The sequence below is a fragment of the Mesorhizobium sp. M0514 genome (assembly GCF_040321145.1).
GTDB lineage: Bacteria > Pseudomonadota > Alphaproteobacteria > Rhizobiales > Rhizobiaceae > Mesorhizobium.
Window position 1 is genome coordinate 24,040 of record NZ_JAMYQZ010000018.1, and the last position, 16,627, is coordinate 40,666.

Sequence of the window (16,627 nt, forward strand, 5' to 3'; positions counted from 1 at the left end):
GGTGTCTGCCGCCGATCTCGATGTCTATGTAGAGAGCCTGCGCAATTTCCGACTGGTGCGGAGCTATAGCATCGCGCAGTTGCTGCCTTACCTGGAACAGGCTGGATTGAAAGTGCGCCTGCTCGACCGGCCAGCCGGCCGAGATCGGGCGCCGGTGGCCTTTCTGCATGTCGACCTGACAGTCGTGCCGCCAACGTACCGCGGGCTCGGCCACCTCTACGACCGCACCATCAATGGCCGCGCGCTGTCCATCCACCGGCACCTTTATTCGACACTGAAGCTGGAGGCAGGCGACAGCCACGAGGGGCCGGTTGTCGTCAAGACGGTCCTCAACTCCAGGGGCCGACCAGAGCAGCGCTGGTGGCAGCATCGCAACGGCCTGACCAGGAGCGCGCATGCCATCCGCAAGCTCTTCGAACCCGGCTACAAGGACCGCCTGTGCCCGCCCTATAAGGTCTACCAGACGATCGGCGAGGTTCCGCGGGATGTATGGCGCAACAATCGCCTGATGGTGGAAAAGTTCGCTTTCGATACGCTCGACCTGCCCATCGTCAAGCACCGCTACATGTTCCTGCTCGGTGCCGAGGTCAACATGCGGCAGGTCTACGACGATGTGTTGTGCGCCGGCTCAAAAATCCTGAGCAATGAGGTGGGCGGCGCCGTCCCGCCGGAGGTGCTGGCGGTGCGGCAAAGGCTCAATCTGGATTTCGGCGCCATCGACTATTTCATCGTCGACGGCAAAGGTATTGTCGTCGATGCCAACAAGACCGTCGGCTCAAATCCGGAATGGCTGAAGAAAAACCGCTTTCGCCGGGAGTTCAACGATCGCATGGCCGAGGCGCTGATCGCCTTTGTCCGCGGTTGAGCCGGATCACCAGATCCAGTCGCCCTTGCCCAGCACGGAAACCGCCTCGACAATGCGGCTGAAGGAGGCGCGGGCCCGGCCGACCGTGTGCCTGGCCCGGAGATAGCCATGCACCAGCCCCGGCTCCTCGGACCAGCTGGCGTGTCCGCCTGCGGTAAGGATGCGGTCGCGGTAGGCCTCGCCGTCGGACGACAGCGGGTCGCATTGCGCGGTGATCAGCACGGTTGGCGGCAGTTTGGTGAAATCGGTGTCGGCGAGCGGCGACAAGGTGATGTCACCAGTACCGTCAGCGCCGCCGGTGCGGATGTGCTTGTAGAATTCGAGATCGCGCATGGTCAACATCGGTGCTTCGGCGTGCGTGACATACGAGCCCTTCGAACGGTCGCCGCCGAGGCCCGGATAGATCAGCACCTGGCCGATCGGCTTTTTGGCATGGCCACGCCTTGCGTGAGCAACAGCCGCGCAGAGATTGCCGCCGGCGCTGTCGCCGCACAGCAGAATAGGGCGGTCGTAGGTTTTGGCTGCCCATTCGAAGGCACGTAAAGCATCGTCGAAAGCGGCCGGGTGCAAATGCTCCGGCGCCAGCCGGTAATCGATGGAACCCACCTCGTAACCGGTGCGGGCGCAGAGCTCGGCGCAGACATCGTCATGGCTGTCTAGGCCGCCGAGGATGAAACCCCCGCCATGGATGTAGAGCACCATCGCCGCCGTGTTCGGGGTAGCGCTGCGATAGATGCGGATCGGGATGTCGTGTGATCGGTTGGCAATGAAAGTCGTTTCCGCCGTCACACCATTGGGATAGCCGGCAAAGAACTCGCGGCACATCCGGTCATAAATCGCACGCTGCTGGGCGATGGTGTAGTCGATCGTATCGGGCGGGTAATAGGAATTGGTCCGCTCGATGAAGGCCCAGGTCTCGGCATCGATGAGGGTTTTGTAGTCGGTCATGCAGCTCCTTTACCTCCCCCTTGATGGGGGGGGTGGCGCATCACCCCACCCCGGACCTTCGGTCCGACCCTCCCCATCGAGGGGAGGGTAAAGAGGCTACTTCCCCTTCCACACCGGGTCGCGCTTTTCTGCGAACGCACGAAACCCTTCCATATTGTCCTCCGAGCCATACAGCGCATCGACCGTCGCCAATTGCCGGCGCGTCACGCGGTTCATCGCGTCCTGGAAGGTCAGCGCCTCCGCCACCCGCGCCGTCTCCTTGATCGCGGCGAACACCAGCGGCGGGCCGCTGGCGAGCAGCCTTGCGATCTCCCAGACGCGCTCCTCGAGCTTGTCCTTGGGCAGCACTTCGTTGACCAGCCCCCAGCGATGCGCTTCCGCCACATCCATCCAGCGGCCGGTGAGCAGAAGGTCCATGGCGACATGATAGGGAATGCGCTTGGGCAGCTTGATCGTCGCGGCATCAGCCAGCGTGCCGGCGCGGATTTCGGGCAGGGCGAAGGAGGAATGGTCGGAGGCGAAAATGAGGTCGCAGGACAGCGCTAGCTCGAAGCCGCCGCCCACCGCCATGCCGTTGACGCAGGCAATGATCGGCTTGTTCATGTCGCGCAGCTCCTGCAGGCCGGCAAAACCGCCGACGCCATAGTCGCCGTCGACCGCGTCGCCACCGGCGGCTGCCTTCAAATCCCAGCCGGCGCAGAAGAACTTGTCGCCGGCGGTCTTGACGATGGCGACGCGCAATCCGGGATCGTCGCGGAACGCCTTGAAGGTCTCGCCCATCAGCCGCGAGGTCTTGAGGTCGATGGCGTTGGCCTTGGGCCGGTCGAGCGTGACCTCGATGATGGTGCCCTCGCGGCGGGTGGAAATGACGTCAGACATTCTTCTTCTCTCCCAGCACCAGCAGCGCGTCGGCGATCCAGGCGCCCTTGCCCTCGGCGCAGACGATCAGCGGGTTGATGTCGAGTTCCTCGATCTCTCCGGCATTCGTCTGCACGAAGCCGGCAATGCCCGCGATGGCGTCGATGGCAGCCCCGACATCGGCCTTGGGCCGGCCACGATAGCCGTCCAGCAGCGGAAACAGTTTAAGGCCACGCAGGGCCGCCTCGATGTCGTCGCGCGTCGCCGGCAGCATCAGCGTGACGCTGTCGCGCAACAGCTCGACCAGCACGCCTCCGGTGCCCAGCGTCATGACGGCGCCGAACATCGGGTCGCGGGTGAAGCCGACGATCAACTCGGCAACGCCGTCGCGCACCATGCGCTCGACATAGAGGCCGGTGCCGAGCGGCAGCAGATCATGCGCCGCCGTGCTCACGGATTCGGCGTCCTTGAGGTTCAGCCTGACCGCGCCGACTTCCGATTTGTGGGTAACTCCGAGCGCCTTCAGCGCCACCGGGAAGCCGAGCGCCATGGATGAGATGACGGCCTCGACAGCGTTAGCGGCACGTTCTGCCTTCGGCACCGGCAAGCCGGCCTTGATCAGCCGCGCCTTGGCTTCGGCCTCGTCAGGGGTGACATGGTCACCGCCGGCAGCACCTGCAGCCGACGTGTCGATCGGCTGCGCCTGCGGCTCGGCCCAGGCCCAGCCGATGAAGGCCGCCGCACCTGCGGCATCCATGGCCTCGGAAATACCGAACAACGGCACCATGCCGCGCGCCATCAGCTCGGCGGTGTATTCCTCCGGCAGGTTCTCCGGCAGCGACGATACGATCGCGCCATGCGCCTTGTTGGTCTTCAGCGCCGATTCGAAGGCGCGCAGCGTCGCCCACCAGTCGGTGACCGAGCAGCGGTCGGGGCGTGGAAAGTCGAGCACCAGCATGTTGAGGTCGAAACCGCCCGACACCATGGCGGTGAAGGTGGCGGTCATCGCCGGTTCGTTGTTCCAGATGAAGGTGTGATAGTCCAACGGGTTGGCGACCGCGACCAGCGGCCCGAGCGTCGATTTGACATGGGCGCGGTGCTTCCTGGTGAGCTCCGGGAAATTGACCCAGCGGCCTTCGGCGCTGTCGGCCATGACAGAGGCTTCGCCGCCCGAGCAACTCATCGATGACAGTCTATAGCCGGGCAGTGGTCCTGTGACGTGCAGAAGCTTCAGCGCCTCGATAAAGGCGGGGATGGAATCGACGCGCGCAATGCCGAGCCGCCGCAGGAAAGCGCCCGAAGCGGCATCCGAACCGGCGAGCGAAGCTGTGTGCGAGACGGTCGCCTGCCTGGCCTGTTCGGACCGGCCGACCTTCATGGCGATGATCGGCTTCTTCAGTTCGCGCGCCCGCGCCGCCAGCTTCTCGAAGCCGGCTACCGAATCGAAGGCTTCGATGTGCAGGCCGAGCGAGGTGACGCGCTCGTCCTCGATCAGGCCGAGCGCCATTTCGGAGAGGCCGGTCTGCGCCTGGTTGCCGGCGGTCATCAGGAAGGCGATCGGCAGGCCGCGCTTCTGCATCGTCATGTTGATGGCGATGTTGGAGGACTGGGTGATGATGGCGACGCCCTTGGCGCCTTCGGGCAGCCTGATGCCGCCATGCTGGTCGGGCCATAGCAGCGCGCCATCGGCATAGTTGATCAGGCCGTAGCAGTTCGGCCCGATGATCGGCATCTGGCCCGCGGCAGCCACCAGTTCGGCCTGCAGCCGCTCGCCGTCATCGTCATAGGCCTCGGTCTCAAGAAAGCCCGCGGCAAAACAGACGGCGCCGCCGGCGCCACGCTTGGCCAGCGCCTTGATCACCTCGATGGTGAGATGCCGGTTTACGCCGACAAAGGCGGCGTCGGGCGCCCCGGGCAATTCGGCGACCGAGCGATAGGCCTTGCGGCCGGCGACCTCGTCCTTGTTCGGATGCACCGGCCAGATTTCGCCGACAAAGCCCATCTTGATCGATTGGGCGACGACGGCGGCGGCCTGGGCCCCGCCGAACACCGCGATGGATTTTGGGCGCAACAGACGCTCAAGCTTGTGCATGGGTTATGCCCCGAACGGGCGCAGCAGCGCCCGCGAAATGATGTGGCGCTGGATTTCCGATGTCCCTTCCCAGATGCGCTCGACGCGGGCGTCGCGCCAGATGCGTTCCAGCGGCAGGTCGTCCATCAGCCCCATGCCACCATGGATCTGGACGGCTTCGTCGGCAACGAAGGCGAGCATTTCGGTAGCCTTCAGCTTCGCCATGGCCATGTCCTGATCGGTGACGGTGCCCTGATCGTACTTCCAGCCGGCTTCGAACACCATCAGGTCCGCCGCCTTCAATTCCGTCGCCATGTCGGCGAGCTTGAACGACACGCCCTGGAACTTGCCGATCTGCTGGCCGAACTGCTGGCGCTGCGCCGAATATTCGATGGCATGACCGAGCGCCCGCTCGGCGCGGCCGAGGCAGGTGGCGCCGACCTGCAGGCGCGTGGCGCCGAGCCAGGAATTGGCGACGTCGAAACCCTTGTGCACTTCGCCGAGAACTTGGGCTCCCGGCAGGCGGCAATCGTCGAATTCGAGGATGGCATTGGTGTAGCCGCGATGCGAGACGTTGCGGTAGCCGTCGCGCACGGTGAACCCCCTGGTGCCCTTGTCGACGAAGAAGGCGGTGATCTTCTTGCGCTTGCCGCGCGGCGTTTCTTCCTCGCCCGAAGCCATGAAACAAATCGCGAAATCGGCGAGATCGGCATGGGAGATGAAATGCTTGGTGCCGTTAAGGACCCAGTCGTCGCCGTCCTGCACCGCGGTCGCCTTCATGCCTCGCAGGTCGGAGCCGGCGCCGGGCTCGGTCATCGCCAGGCAGTCCCACTTCTCGCCGCGGATGCACGGGAACAGGTACTTTTCGCGCTGCTCGGGCGTGCCGGCGAGCAGGATGTTGGAGGGGCGCGCGACGCAGGTCCAGTGCAGCGCATAGTTGGCGCGGCCGAGTTCCTTCTCGTAGAGCAGCCAAGTCACCGTATCGAGGCCGGCGCCACCGACATCGGCCGGCATGTTGGCCGCATAGAGCCCGGCTTCGATTGCCTTGACCTTGATCTCCTCGATCAACTCGCGGCGCAGCACGCCGGTGCGCTCGACCTCGCGTTCATGCGGGTAAAGCTCATTCTCGACGAACGCGCGCGTCGTCTCGACGATGAGCTTCTGTTCCTCCGAAAGACCGAAATCCATGGTCCTCAGCCCTTCTTCTTTTTCTTCGGCTTTTCCGCCTTCTTCACCGGCTTCGATGCCTTGGCCTTTTCTGCGGCCCTGGATGCGGCCGGCTTCTTCGCCGCCAGCTTGGCCAACTGCCTGGTATAGTCCTTGTGCAAGGCGCCGGCGCCCCAGCCCTTGCCTTTGTTCTGTTTCGACAGAGCATCCATGATCGCGACCAGATTGTCGTCGCGGATCTTTTCCAGTTCGCGGATCGACAGGCCGTGCGCCTGGTCGTCCGACTGGGTGGCGATAAGATCGACCAGCTCGTCGTTGAACTCCGGCACGTCCATAAGCTTGGTCCACGGCCATTTCAGGCACGGCCCGAACTGCGCCATAAAGTGGCGCATGCCGGCCTCGCCGCCGGCGACGCGGTAGACCTGGAACATGCCCATCTGCGCCCAGCGCAGGCCGAAGCCATAGCGCATGATGTCGTCGAGTTCCTCGACCGTGCAGATGCCGTCCTTGATCAGCCACAGCGCCTCACGCCACGCCGCTTCGAGCAGGCGGTCGCCGACAAAGGCCTCGATCTCCTTGCGGATCACCACCGGCTTCATGCCGATCGATGCATAGATCTCCTTTGCGACCTCGATCGCCTCTGGAAAGGTCTGTTCGCCACCGACGATCTCGACCAGCGGCAGCAGATAGACCGGGTTGAAGGGATGTCCGACAACCAGACGCTCCGGATGCTTCTTCATCGCCACCTGCATGTCGGTCGGCTTGATGCCCGAGGTGGACGAGCCGACAATGGCGTTGGCCGGCGCGTAGAGATCGATCTCGGCCAGTACGCGGTGTTTGAGGTCGAGCCGCTCCGGCACGCTCTCCTGGATGAAATCGGCGTCGGCCACCGCCTCGGCGATGGTCTTGGCAAAGGTCAGTCTGCCTTCCCTGGGCAGGCCGCCGGGAACCATCTGCCTGTAGGCGCGGCGCGCGCCCTTCATCACTTCCGAGACCTTGCGCGACGCTTCCGGGTCCGGATCGAAGATCGACACGTCGATGCCGTTGAGCAGCAGCCGCGCCACCCAGCCGGCGCCAATGACACCGCCGCCAATGGCGGCTGCCTTGTTGATGATGCTCATGGTCAGGCTCCGGTTCTTGTCTTGGCTGTTTGAGGGTCGATGAGAGGCACGCGCTCGCCGGAGCGGATCACGGAGGGGTCGTAGGCCTTGCGGGCGAATACTTCGAGCACGAACTGGCGGAAGAATGCGATCGGCAGCGTGTCGTAGTCCGGGTCGAAGCTCGACTGGTCCCAGCGTTCGCAGAACTGGTCGCAATCGTCGAAATAGGCATGGCCGGTGAAGCGGTCGCGAGCATGGCGGTTGCCGCCGAGATGATGCGCGTAATAGAGCCGCTGGAAGTCGCCATGCTTTTCCACCACCCAGGTGCATTGTTCGCGCACGAAAGGTTTCAGGATCGAGGCGGCGTATTCGTCGTGATTGTAGGGAGCGTAGATGTCGCCGATGTCGTGCAGCAGCGCGCAGGCGATCCAGTCGGTGTCGGCGCCGTCGCGCCAGGCACGAGTCGCCGCCTGCAGCGAATGGCCGAGCCGGGTGATCTTGTAGCCGGACAGGCCTTCGTCGAGCTGCACCAAAGCGTCGAGCAGCCGCTCGCCGGTCCTGGCGGCATAGTCGATCTCATGGGCGGTCAGGAACTCGTAGTCTTGCCTGTCGCCATCCTTCATCGCAGTGAATTTGACGGTAGCCATGATCCGCTCCCGTTTTACGCAGCTGCTGCGATCGGCGCCCGTTTGGTCAGGTTGAGCTTCTTGCGCACTTCCTCGGGTCCCAGAATCCTGGCGCCGAGATTGGTGACGATGCTGGCGGCGCGCTCGACCAGTTGCGCATTGGTGGCCAGCACGCCCTTGTCGAGCCAGAGATTGTCTTCGAGACCGACGCGGACATTGCCGCCGGCGAGCACTGCAGCGGCTGCATAGGCCATCTGGTTGCGGCCGATGGCGAAGGCCGACCAGTTCCAGGTCGACGGCACGTTGTTAACCATGGCCATGAACGTGTTGAGGTCGTCCGGCGCCCCCCACGGCACACCCATGCAGAGCTGCACCAGCGCGTCGGGATTCAAGACCTTTTCTTCGACCAGCTGCTTGGCGAACCAGAGGTGGCCGGTATCAAAAGCTTCGATCTCCGGCTTGACGCCGAGCGCCGTCATCATGCCGCCCATGGCGCGCAGCATGCCGGGCGTGTTGGTCATGACATAATCGGCCTCGGCGAAGTTCATGGTGCCGCAATCCAGCGTGCAGATTTCCGGCAGGCACTGGCGCACATGTTCCATGCGGTTGGTGGCGCCGCCCATGTCGGTGCCTTTTTCATTGAGCGGCAGCGGCGCTTCCGGTGAGCCGAACACCATGTCGCCGCCCATACCGGCGGTCAGGTTCAGGATCACGTCGACTTCTGCCGCGCGGATGCGGTCCGTCACTTCGCGGTAGAGATGGATATCGCGGCGCGGCTTGCCGGTCTCGGGGTCGCGGACATGGCAGTGGACGATGGCGGCACCGGCCTTGGCCGCATCGATCGCCGAATCGGCGATCTGCTTGGGCGAGCGTGGCACATGCGGGGAGCGGTCCTGCGAGCCGCCGGACCCGGTCACGGCACAGGTAATGAAAACCTCACGGTTCATCGCGAGCGGCATGGACATCTCCTCCCATAGAAACAGACCCAACAATGCCCGACTTGCCGGAAACTGTTTTGCGATTTACGAAGCTCTCATGATCAAAAGCGAAAAACCGACCATTTTTCGCGCTGAGCGATCGCCGCTCAAGGTGACGCTGCTGGTGTTTTCAGGCTCGTCCATCATGTGCGTGGCGTCGACCGTCGACCCGCTGCGCGCCGCCAACCGCATCTCAGGCGAGACGCTGTTCGATTTCAAACTGGTCTCGGTCACCGGCGAGGCGCCGGTCACCACATGCGGCCTGCCGGTGGCGGTCAGGGGCCACTTCGATGCGGCCGAGCCGACCGACGTGCTTGTCGTCGTCGCCGGCTTCGGCACCCAGAATTACGCGACATCGGCTCTGCTTTCCGGATTACGGCGAGCGGCCCGCGCGGCTCGCGCCTGCGGCGGCGTCGAGGCCGGCACATGGCTGGTGGCGCGCGCCGGCCTCCTCGAAGGCCGCAGCGCCACCACCCATTGGGAAGACATGGAGGATTTTTCCTCCGCCTTTCCCGGCGTCGACGTGCGTCCGGACCGCTACGTCATCGACGGACCGGTGTTCACCTCGGGCGGGGCGTCGCCGACCTTCGACCTGATGCTGCATCTGATCCGCACCCGGCTCGGCATGGCCGTCGCGCTCGATGTCGCCAGCGTCTTCATCTACGACCAGGCGCGCGCCGCGACCGACGCGCAGCCGCTGGTCTCGCTCGGCCGGCTCGACGGCTACGACCCGCGTCTGGCGCAGGCTATCCGGCTGATGGAATCGCATGTCGACCAGCCGCTGACCATCGACGCGGTGGCAAAACGCGCCGGGGTGACGGCGCGGACATTGGAGAGCATTTTTCGCAAGTCGATCGGCGAGACGCCGGGCGCATATTATCTCAGGCTGCGGCTGGGCGCGGCGCGGCGGCTGGTGGTCGACACGCGGATCGCCATGGCGGATATTGCCGGGCGGACGGGGTTCTCGTCCGCCGCGGCATTTTCCAGAGCGTTTTCAAGAGCGTTCGGCGAAGCCCCGGTCAGGCTGCGCCGAGGTTGATGCATGTCGCCCAAAAGTGTGTCGCGGTTTTGGGATTACGACATGCACAGACAAAGGGAGATCAGGCTGCGTTCTGTCGATCGCTGCCGGCGTCCATCTGCGAGCGCATCTGCCTCGCCAGACGGAGTTCAAATCGGCTGCTGACAGCACGATCCCATTCGTTTTTCACGCTGTCGGTCGGCCGCGGCAGCGCCATCAGCCGGTCGATGATCGATCCGGTCTCGCCGGATGAGAGCAGGGCGTCGATTTCGCGTTCATGCTGCATATCGGTTCGCCTCCTTCCTTTTCACCCGCCACAACCGCATCCTTATACGAGATACGTGACGGCAGTTTGAAGGCAAGAGCGAGGTCATTGAGGGGCGCCAAAGGGCAAACCCTTGTCGTCGGATAGGGTCTTGCGCAAACCCCATTCCGGGGCGGCCGGAATGTTATCCAGCCACCCTTGAGCACAACGAATCGGCTTTCCGCCCTCAGACGTAGCGGTTGACGATGTTTTCCAGCAACTCCTGGCGGCCGGAGCGTGGCTGCGGCTCGATCTTCTTCTTCACCACGCGCTCGGCGATGTCTTCCAGCGAGCGCTTGCCCGACAGCATCGCCTTACCCTCGGCCGTGTTCCAACCGGCATAGCGCTCGGCCAGCGGACCCGACAGCGCCTTGTCCTCGACCATCTTGGCGGCTGCCTTGAGGCCTCGTGCGCAGGAATCCATGCCGCCGATATGGCCGATCAGCAGGTCCTGCGGGTCGAGCGACTGGCGGCGCAGCTTGGCGTCGAAATTGGTGCCGCCGGTCTTGAAGCCGCCGGCCTGCAACACCTGGTAATAGGCCAGCGCCATCTCGGGCACATTGTTGGGGAACTGGTCGGTGTCCCAGCCCGACTGGTAGTCGTTGCGGTTCATGTCGATCGAGCCGAAGACGCCGAGCGCATTGGCCAGCGCCAGCTCGTGCTCGAAGGAATGGCCGGCAAGAATCGCGTGGCCCTGCTCGATGTTCAGCTTCACTTCCTTCTCCAGCCCGAAGCGCTTGAGGAAGCCGTAGACCGTGGCAACGTCGTAGTCGTACTGATGCTTGGTCGGCTCCTGCGGCTTCGGCTCGATCAGGATCGTGCCTTTGAAGCCAATCTTGTGCTTGTAGTCGACGACGAGACTGAGGAAGCGCCCAGCCTGCTCCTGCTCGCGGGCAAGATCGGTGTTGAGCAGCGTTTCATAGCCCTCGCGCCCGCCCCACAGTACATAATTCTCGCCCTTCAGCCGCTTCGTGACGTCGATGCAGCTTTTCACCGTCGCCGCCGCATAGGCGAAGACATCCGGATCGGGATTGGTGGCGGCGCCCGACATGAAGCGGCGGTTGGAGAACAGGTTGGCCGTGCCCCAGAGCAGTTTGACGCCGGTCTTCTTCATCTTGGCGGCAAAATAGTCGGCGATCTCGTCGAGCCGCGCGGCACTTTCGGAGAAATCCTTGCCTTCCGGCCGCACGTCGGCGTCGTGGAAGCAGAAATAGGGCGCGCCGAGCAGCGAGAACATCTCGAAGGCGACGTCGGCTTTCAGTTTGGCCAGTTCCATCGTGTCGACGCCGCCAGCCTTGGGAAACCAGGGCCGGTCGAAGGTCTGGCCGCCAAAGGGATCGCCGCCCGGCCAGGCGAAAGAATGCCAGTAGGCGACGGCGAAGCGCAGATGGTCTTCCAGCCGTTTGCCGGCCACCACCTCGTCGGGATTGTAGAAGCGGTAGGCCAGCGGGTTGATCGAATCCGGCCCCTCATACTTGATCGCTTTGATGTCGCCGAAAAATCCGCTGCTCATGATTTCTGTCCTCTCTCGAATAGTTCGCCCTGATTACCTCAGGCGTAATTGGTTTCGCTCTCGCTCGGGGTGAAAAGGCTCGTGTCAAAGCCACTCAACGAAGGAGACAGACCATGACCGACCTCAACACGATCGCCCAGAACTACATCACCGCCTGGAACGAGGCCGATGCGGATCGCCGCGCCGAACTGCTCAAGGCCACCTTCACGGAAGACGTCAGCTACCGCGATCCGCTGATGCAAGGCGACGGCCATGCCGGCGTAGCCAAGCTGATCGACGGTGTACAGCAGCGCTTCGCCGGCTTCCGGTTCTCGCTGAACGGCCAGCCGGACGGGTTTGGCGACCGCATCCGCTTCTCGTGGAATCTTGGGCCGGAAGGCGTGCCGTCGGTTATCGAAGGCACCGATATCGGTGTTATCGAGAACGGCCGTCTGAAGAGCGTCACCGGGTTTCTCGACAAGGTGTCGGCGCAGTGATCGATTAAGGGTGGCGCGAGACACCCCCCTCTGCCCTGCCGGGCATCTCCCCCGCAAGGGGGGAGATTGGCTGGCATCCACGCCTTCGCTAATCACCCACCTTACAAGACTGGCATACCCGCCGACGCTGCCGATCTCCCCCCTTGCGGGGGAGATGCCCGGCAGGGCAGAGGGGGGTGCCTCGCGCTCACTCACGCCATGGCGCCCTTGATCGCCGGATACAGCGCCCGGTAGCGCTGATAGGCATCGGCATACGCCCCGCCAAGCGGGACATCCGGTTCGATCGTCGCATCCGTCCTCGGCGCCGTACACACCGCCAGCGGATCGGCTCCGATTGCAGCGATCAGCCCAAGCCTTGCCGCCCCAAACGCCGCGCCGAAATCGCCGTCGGCCGGAATGTCCACCGGCACCTGCAGCGCCGTGGCGATCGCCTTCAGCCAGTAGCGCGAGCGCGAGCCGCCGCCGATCGCCGTCACCCGCGTCAAGATCGTGCCCGCCGTCTTCAAGGCTTCGAGACTGTCTCGGAAGGCGAAGGCGACGCCTTCTAGCACGGCCTGCGTCAGCACTGCGCGGCCGGATTCATGCGCCAGTCCGGTGAAGGACCCACGAATGGCGGAATCATTGTGCGGCGTGCGCTCGCCCGAGAGATAGGGCAGGAACGACACCCCGCTCGGCGCTTTCAGCACATCGCCAAGTTCGGCGGTCAATTCGCCGGCCTTCTTGCCTGAAATCTCCGACAGCCAGTTCAGCGAGTCGGTCGCAGACAGGATGACCCCCATCTGGTGCCAAGTGTTGGGCAGGGCATGGCAGAAGGTGTGGACCGCACTTGCCGGATTGGGCAGGTAGGAAGCGTTGGCGGCAAACAGCACGCCAGATGTGCCCAGCGACACAAAAGCGTGGCCGGCGCCGACCGTGCCCATGCCGCAGGCCGAAGCAGCATTGTCGCCGGCGCCGCCGGCAACCGGGGTGCCCGATGCTATGCCCCAGCTGGCGGCCAGTTCGGCGCGCAAGGCTCCGGCCTTCTCCGTGCCTTCGACCAGCGACGGCATCTGCCTTTCGTCGAGCGATGTCGCCGCAAGCAACTCGGGGGACCAGCGCCGTTTGCCGACATCGAGCCAGGAGGTGCCGGCCGAGTCGGACATTTCTGAGATATGCTCGCCGGTCAGCCACAGCCGCAGGAAATCCTTCGGCAAAAGCACCTTCGCCACTTTGGCGAAGACGGAGGGCTCATTGTTCTTCACCCAGGCGAGTTTCGGCGCCGTGAAGCCGGGGAAGACGATATTCCCGGTGAGTTGGCGAAAGCGCGGGTCGGCATCGAGCGCCGCGGCCTCAGCGTGGCTGCGCGTATCATTCCACAGAATGCAGGGGCGCAGCACCTGGTCGCCGGCATCGAGCAAGGTGGCGCCATGCATATGGCCGGAAAGGCCGATGCCCTTGACCGCGGCAAGCTCTTTCGGGTGCGAGGCTTTCAGCTCGGCAATGGCCGTCTCGCAGGCGCGGATCCAGTCCGTGGGGTTTTGTTCGGACCAGCCGGGATGCGGCCGCGATACGTCAAGCGAAGCATGGCCGGAGCCGATGATCTTCTGCCCGGCATCGATCAACAGCGCCTTGACGCCCGACGTGCCGAGATCGAGGCCGAGATACATGCAATCCTCCCATTGCCATTAATTTTTTCGGGTCTCGAAAAAATCTGGCTTGCCAGTTTTTAAAACAAGATCCGCCGCGGGTCAATTCTCTGACAAATTGGCGGCGCGTTGCGAAAACAGCGCCGACAGCGGACTGTCCGGCCGGGCCAGTGCGCGCTCGGCCGTCAACGCCCGGGCAAGCGCTGTGTCGCCGGCGCGCAACGCCGCCTCGATCAACGTGAGATCAATCACATCGCGCTGGGCGTGGCTGCCGCCAAAGCGATGGGCAATGGCGCGGATCGGTCGAATCAGGCGCACCGCTTCGCTGTAATTGCCCTCGCCGAATGCCTTGATGCCTTCCGTCAGTGGCTGGCCGACATCCCGGGTAAAGGCGGCGTTGTCGTCGCTGCCGCGCATCGCCTCGTGCTGGGCTTCGAGCAAGATCTTGACCGGCGCTTCGAGACCGGCGCCGACGAATGCCATCATCGCATGCGCATCGTTGAAGGCGTAATTGCCGGCTCCAGCCTTCGGCGCCCAGTTGGCAGCGAGCGCTGCCCAGCGGTCGCCGACATCGACACCGCCGAGATAAAGCCGCCACAGGATCGCAGAGGCGTCGACCATGTTCAGCGCCAGCGTCGAACGCTCGCCATAGATCGGCCCGTCATAGAGCTTGAGCACCTCGTCGGTCTCGCCGAGATCGTAGTGGAACAGCGCCAGATGCCACCAATTATGCACCTGCAGGAAGCTTTCTTTGGTCCACGCCTCGGGGTTGGCGCGCATCCAGGCGATGCCGTCCCGTTGCCGGCTCTGCATCTCCATGACATGGGCGACCGCATGCTGCGCCCAGCCGTCTCGCGGCTCGATCTCGATCGCCTGTCGGCCGAAACTTTCGGCTCTGATATAGTCGCCCATCTCCTCCAGACCGAAGGCCTGCATACCGAGAATGGCGTGGTAACCTGGCATGCCGCTCTGCCAGGACGGCAGCGCGCGGCCGATACGGTCGCGCAGCATGCGGGCATTGCCGGTGAAGAAGTCGATCTGGTGGCCGACCTGCAACGCCACCGCGTCGAGCGGGTTGTCGATGGCGATATCTTCGAGCAGGCGCGCGGCGTCATGCCAGCGTCCCTCGGCAAGGTGGCCAACGGCCGCCACATGCGCCTGTTCGCGCGGCGTCGCGGCAAGCGGCAGTGCCGCAGCATGGCATGCCTGGGTGACCGCCGTTGCCTCGCGTTCGGTGGCGAGGCCGAACAGATACCCCTTGAAGACATGCGCCATGACGAAACCGGGATCCGCCGATATGGCGCGGTCAACGGAGCCGACCGGGTCGCCGACGAAGCATTGCAATTCATGAACGGCCTGGCTGTAGGGTGAAAACCCGGCCTCGGTCGCGCCCGAAAACATCAGGCCGAATGGATCTCTTACTGCCATATCGGCCCTGATGCTCCGCAGTTCCTAATTGCCCGAGCGCATCGCCACCGTGGCGATCCCGGCGCCGACCAGCAGCGTGCCGCCGGTGCGGTTGAAGATGCGGATCGCCTTGGGGTTGCGTACGACGTTGCGGGCGCGCGCCGCGATCAGCGCGTAGCCGAAGGCATTGGCGAAGGCGAGCGCCAGGAAGGTCGCTTCGAAGATCAGCATCTGTGTCCAGAAATCGGCTTCCCGGTTGAGGAACTGCGGCAGGAAGGCGACGAAGAAGGTGATGCTCTTCGGGTTGAGTGCGGTGACCAGCCAGGCGTGCGCCATCATCTTGGCGGCCGAGACGGCATCTGTGCGTGGTTCGGCTTTGAGCGCGCCGCCGGCGCGAAACAGTTTTACCCCGAGATAGATCAGATAGCAGGCGCCGATCAGCTTCAGAATGGTGAACACGGTCGCCGACGCGGCCAGCAGCGCGCCGATGCCCAGCATCGACAGGGTCATGGCGGTGAAGTCGCCCAGCGCCACGCCGACGGCCATCGGCAAGGCAGTGCGCCAGCCCTGGCCCAGCGCATAGGACACGACCAGAAGAATGGTCGGGCCCGGAATGATGAGCAGCACGGCGGAGGCGGCGGCGAAGGCGGCCCAGTTTTCGAACGACATCTTTGTCTCCTTGAGCGCAAAGAAAAGGATAAATCCTCGTGTGCGGAGGAATGTAAAGAGCCCTCTCCCAAAAATGCACGGCGGACCATTTCGCCCGACCGCTGCGGCTATTGGCGGCACAAGTTTAATGCCGGTCGTTGGGCCTTCACCCTTTTTCAACCATGTTTGGCGAAACTGCCTGCTATCCGGCCGGACCGTGTTTCCCGCCGACAGCGTAGGGTTTGGGTGCATGCGTGAGTTGCCGCAGAATGTGACGCCGCCAGCAAATGGCGACGCAAACGAGACCGAACATCTCTATTCCCGCCGCTTCGTCCTGTCAGGGGCCGGCGCCATGACGCTGCTCGGCATGGCCGGCTGCAGCACTTCGACGCTCGAGCTGCCGCAATTCCAGCTGGATGACACGGTCACCGGCTCGGTGCGGCCGATCCGTCCGGCGATCAGCGTCGACAAGAACGTCACCGGCCCCGATGTCATGTACGCTTCGCTCAACGATGGCGGCTTCGAAGTGCCGGCGGTGCCCTATCAGAAGGTCAAGCCGGAGTTCCGCCGCCAGATCGTCGTCAACGAGACCGGCGAGGCGCCCGGCACGATTGTCGTCCATCTGCAGGAGCGAAAGCTCTATCTGGTGCAGGAGGGCGGCGACGCCATCCGCTACGGCGTCGGCATCGGCAAGGACGGCTTCCGCTGGTCCGGCCGCGCCAACATCCAGTACGGCAAGGAATGGCCGACCTGGACGCCGCCGCCGGAGATGATCCAGCGCAAGCCGGAACTGGTGAAATGGCAAAACGGCCAGCCCGGTGGCCTCATCAACCCGCTCGGCGCACGCGCCCTCTACATCTACCAGGACGGCAAGGACACCGGCTACCGCATACACGGTTCGCCGGAATGGGCGAGCATTGGCCAGGCGATGTCGTCGGGCTGCGTGCGCCTAATCAACCAGGATATCATCGACCTCTACAGCCGCGTTTCCAAGAAGAACCCGGTCGTCGTCGTCTGATCCTGT

General features: G+C 64.0%; 16 protein-coding genes. 4 read left to right on the forward strand and 12 right to left on the reverse strand.

What is annotated here, in order from left to right; all coding sequences use genetic code 11:
• The first annotated feature begins 1 nt into the window (after nt 1).
• Nucleotides 2-865 (forward strand): hypothetical protein, encoded by an 864-nt coding sequence (locus tag NKI61_RS10180; protein ID WP_023689945.1) that lies wholly within the window; start codon nt 2-4, stop codon nt 863-865.
• A 6-nt stretch (nt 866-871) separates the two neighbouring features.
• Here the strand turns inward: NKI61_RS10180 and NKI61_RS10185 are convergent, their stop codons facing one another.
• From NKI61_RS10185 to bcoG, 7 genes are all read right to left on the reverse strand, one after another.
• On the reverse strand, nt 872-1,813 hold the full coding sequence (locus NKI61_RS10185; RefSeq protein ID WP_023689944.1) for an alpha/beta hydrolase: 942 nt from the start codon (nt 1,811-1,813) through the stop codon (nt 872-874).
• A gap of 96 nt (nt 1,814-1,909) precedes the next feature.
• Nucleotides 1,910-2,692 (reverse strand): carnitinyl-CoA dehydratase, encoded by a 783-nt coding sequence (locus NKI61_RS10190; RefSeq protein WP_023668858.1) that lies wholly within the window; start codon nt 2,690-2,692, stop codon nt 1,910-1,912.
• The gene (locus NKI61_RS10195) at nt 2,685-4,763 is read right to left on the reverse strand and encodes an acetate--CoA ligase family protein (protein ID WP_352839311.1); all 2,079 of its coding nucleotides are present in this window, start codon (nt 4,761-4,763) and stop codon (nt 2,685-2,687) included. The genes NKI61_RS10190 and NKI61_RS10195 overlap by 8 nt, the downstream gene beginning before the upstream one ends.
• Before the next feature lie 3 nt (nt 4,764-4,766).
• The gene (locus NKI61_RS10200; protein WP_023736236.1) at nt 4,767-5,930 is read right to left on the reverse strand and encodes an acyl-CoA dehydrogenase family protein; all 1,164 of its coding nucleotides are present in this window, start codon (nt 5,928-5,930) and stop codon (nt 4,767-4,769) included.
• 5 nt (nt 5,931-5,935) lie between these two features.
• Nucleotides 5,936-7,030 carry a carnitine 3-dehydrogenase gene (locus NKI61_RS10205; RefSeq protein WP_023828614.1) on the reverse strand — a complete coding sequence of 365 codons (1,095 nt, stop codon included), beginning with the start codon at nt 7,028-7,030 and terminating at the stop codon, nt 5,936-5,938.
• A gap of 2 nt (nt 7,031-7,032) precedes the next feature.
• Nucleotides 7,033-7,656 (reverse strand): HD domain-containing protein, encoded by a 624-nt coding sequence (locus tag NKI61_RS10210; RefSeq protein ID WP_352839312.1) that lies wholly within the window; start codon nt 7,654-7,656, stop codon nt 7,033-7,035.
• A 14-nt stretch (nt 7,657-7,670) separates the two neighbouring features.
• Entirely contained in the window at nt 7,671-8,594 is a 924-nt protein-coding gene (gene bcoG / locus NKI61_RS10215) for a 3-dehydrocarnitine:acetyl-CoA trimethylamine transferase BcoG (RefSeq protein ID WP_023752430.1), read from the reverse strand.
• 76 nt (nt 8,595-8,670) lie between these two features.
• On the opposite strand from bcoG, the gene NKI61_RS10220 reads away from it, so the two are divergent.
• A complete protein-coding gene (locus tag NKI61_RS10220) occupies nt 8,671-9,651 on the forward strand; it encodes a GlxA family transcriptional regulator (RefSeq protein WP_352839313.1) in 981 nt (326 codons plus the stop codon).
• 61 nt (nt 9,652-9,712) lie between these two features.
• On the opposite strand, the gene NKI61_RS10225 is transcribed toward NKI61_RS10220, so the two are convergent.
• Both NKI61_RS10225 and xylA read right to left on the reverse strand, forming a co-directional pair.
• Nucleotides 9,713-9,916 (reverse strand): hypothetical protein, encoded by a 204-nt coding sequence (locus NKI61_RS10225; RefSeq protein WP_023752432.1) that lies wholly within the window; start codon nt 9,914-9,916, stop codon nt 9,713-9,715.
• 205 nt (nt 9,917-10,121) lie between these two features.
• Entirely contained in the window at nt 10,122-11,447 is a 1,326-nt protein-coding gene (gene xylA / locus NKI61_RS10230) for a xylose isomerase (protein WP_023703616.1), read from the reverse strand.
• 113 nt (nt 11,448-11,560) lie between these two features.
• Between xylA and NKI61_RS10235 the strand changes: the two genes are divergently transcribed.
• Nucleotides 11,561-11,923, forward strand: a complete 363-nt coding sequence (locus tag NKI61_RS10235) for a nuclear transport factor 2 family protein (RefSeq protein ID WP_023703617.1) — start codon at nt 11,561-11,563, stop codon at nt 11,921-11,923.
• A gap of 191 nt (nt 11,924-12,114) precedes the next feature.
• Here NKI61_RS10235 and xylB read toward each other — a convergent pair whose 3' ends face one another.
• The 3 genes from xylB to NKI61_RS10250 form a co-directional block, all read right to left on the reverse strand.
• Nucleotides 12,115-13,569: a xylulokinase gene (gene xylB, locus NKI61_RS10240; RefSeq protein WP_023703618.1), complete on the reverse strand. Its 1,455-nt coding sequence runs from the start codon at nt 13,567-13,569 to the stop codon at nt 12,115-12,117.
• Nucleotides 13,570-13,650: 81 nt separating this feature from the next.
• A complete protein-coding gene (locus NKI61_RS10245; protein WP_352839314.1) occupies nt 13,651-14,976 on the reverse strand; it encodes a tetratricopeptide repeat protein in 1,326 nt (441 codons plus the stop codon).
• Between the two features lie 24 nt (nt 14,977-15,000).
• Nucleotides 15,001-15,624, reverse strand: coding sequence for a LysE family translocator (locus NKI61_RS10250; RefSeq protein WP_352839315.1), 624 nt, complete (start codon nt 15,622-15,624; stop codon nt 15,001-15,003).
• Nucleotides 15,625-15,853: 229 nt separating this feature from the next.
• Here NKI61_RS10250 and NKI61_RS10255 point away from each other — a divergent pair, with 229 nt between their 5' ends.
• The gene (locus tag NKI61_RS10255) at nt 15,854-16,621 is read left to right on the forward strand and encodes a L,D-transpeptidase (RefSeq protein WP_352839316.1); all 768 of its coding nucleotides are present in this window, start codon (nt 15,854-15,856) and stop codon (nt 16,619-16,621) included.
• Nucleotides 16,622-16,627 lie beyond the last annotated feature (6 nt).

What these genes read in the sequence shown, in the direction of transcription:
- NKI61_RS10185 (WP_023689944.1), bottom strand. Translation starts at nt 1,813, where the DNA reads ATGACCGACTACAAAACCCTCATCGATGCCGAGACCTGGGCCTTCATC.
- NKI61_RS10190 (WP_023668858.1), bottom strand. Translation starts at nt 2,692, where the DNA reads ATGTCTGACGTCATTTCCACCCGCCGCGAGGGCACCATCATCGAGGTC.
- NKI61_RS10195 (WP_352839311.1), bottom strand. Translation starts at nt 4,763, where the DNA reads ATGCACAAGCTTGAGCGTCTGTTGCGCCCAAAATCCATCGCGGTGTTC.
- NKI61_RS10200 (WP_023736236.1), bottom strand. Translation starts at nt 5,930, where the DNA reads ATGGATTTCGGTCTTTCGGAGGAACAGAAGCTCATCGTCGAGACGACG.
- NKI61_RS10205 (WP_023828614.1), bottom strand. Translation starts at nt 7,030, where the DNA reads ATGAGCATCATCAACAAGGCAGCCGCCATTGGCGGCGGTGTCATTGGC.
- NKI61_RS10210 (WP_352839312.1), bottom strand. Translation starts at nt 7,656, where the DNA reads ATGGCTACCGTCAAATTCACTGCGATGAAGGATGGCGACAGGCAAGAC.
- bcoG (WP_023752430.1), bottom strand. Translation starts at nt 8,594, where the DNA reads ATGCCGCTCGCGATGAACCGTGAGGTTTTCATTACCTGTGCCGTGACC.
- NKI61_RS10220 (WP_352839313.1), top strand. Translation starts at nt 8,671, where the DNA reads ATGATCAAAAGCGAAAAACCGACCATTTTTCGCGCTGAGCGATCGCCG.
- NKI61_RS10225 (WP_023752432.1), bottom strand. Translation starts at nt 9,916, where the DNA reads ATGCAGCATGAACGCGAAATCGACGCCCTGCTCTCATCCGGCGAGACC.
- xylA (WP_023703616.1), bottom strand. Translation starts at nt 11,447, where the DNA reads ATGAGCAGCGGATTTTTCGGCGACATCAAAGCGATCAAGTATGAGGGG.
- NKI61_RS10235 (WP_023703617.1), top strand. Translation starts at nt 11,561, where the DNA reads ATGACCGACCTCAACACGATCGCCCAGAACTACATCACCGCCTGGAAC.
- xylB (WP_023703618.1), bottom strand. Translation starts at nt 13,569, where the DNA reads ATGTATCTCGGCCTCGATCTCGGCACGTCGGGCGTCAAGGCGCTGTTG.
- NKI61_RS10245 (WP_352839314.1), bottom strand. Translation starts at nt 14,976, where the DNA reads ATGGCAGTAAGAGATCCATTCGGCCTGATGTTTTCGGGCGCGACCGAG.
- NKI61_RS10250 (WP_352839315.1), bottom strand. Translation starts at nt 15,624, where the DNA reads ATGTCGTTCGAAAACTGGGCCGCCTTCGCCGCCGCCTCCGCCGTGCTG.
- NKI61_RS10255 (WP_352839316.1), top strand. Translation starts at nt 15,854, where the DNA reads ATGCGTGAGTTGCCGCAGAATGTGACGCCGCCAGCAAATGGCGACGCA.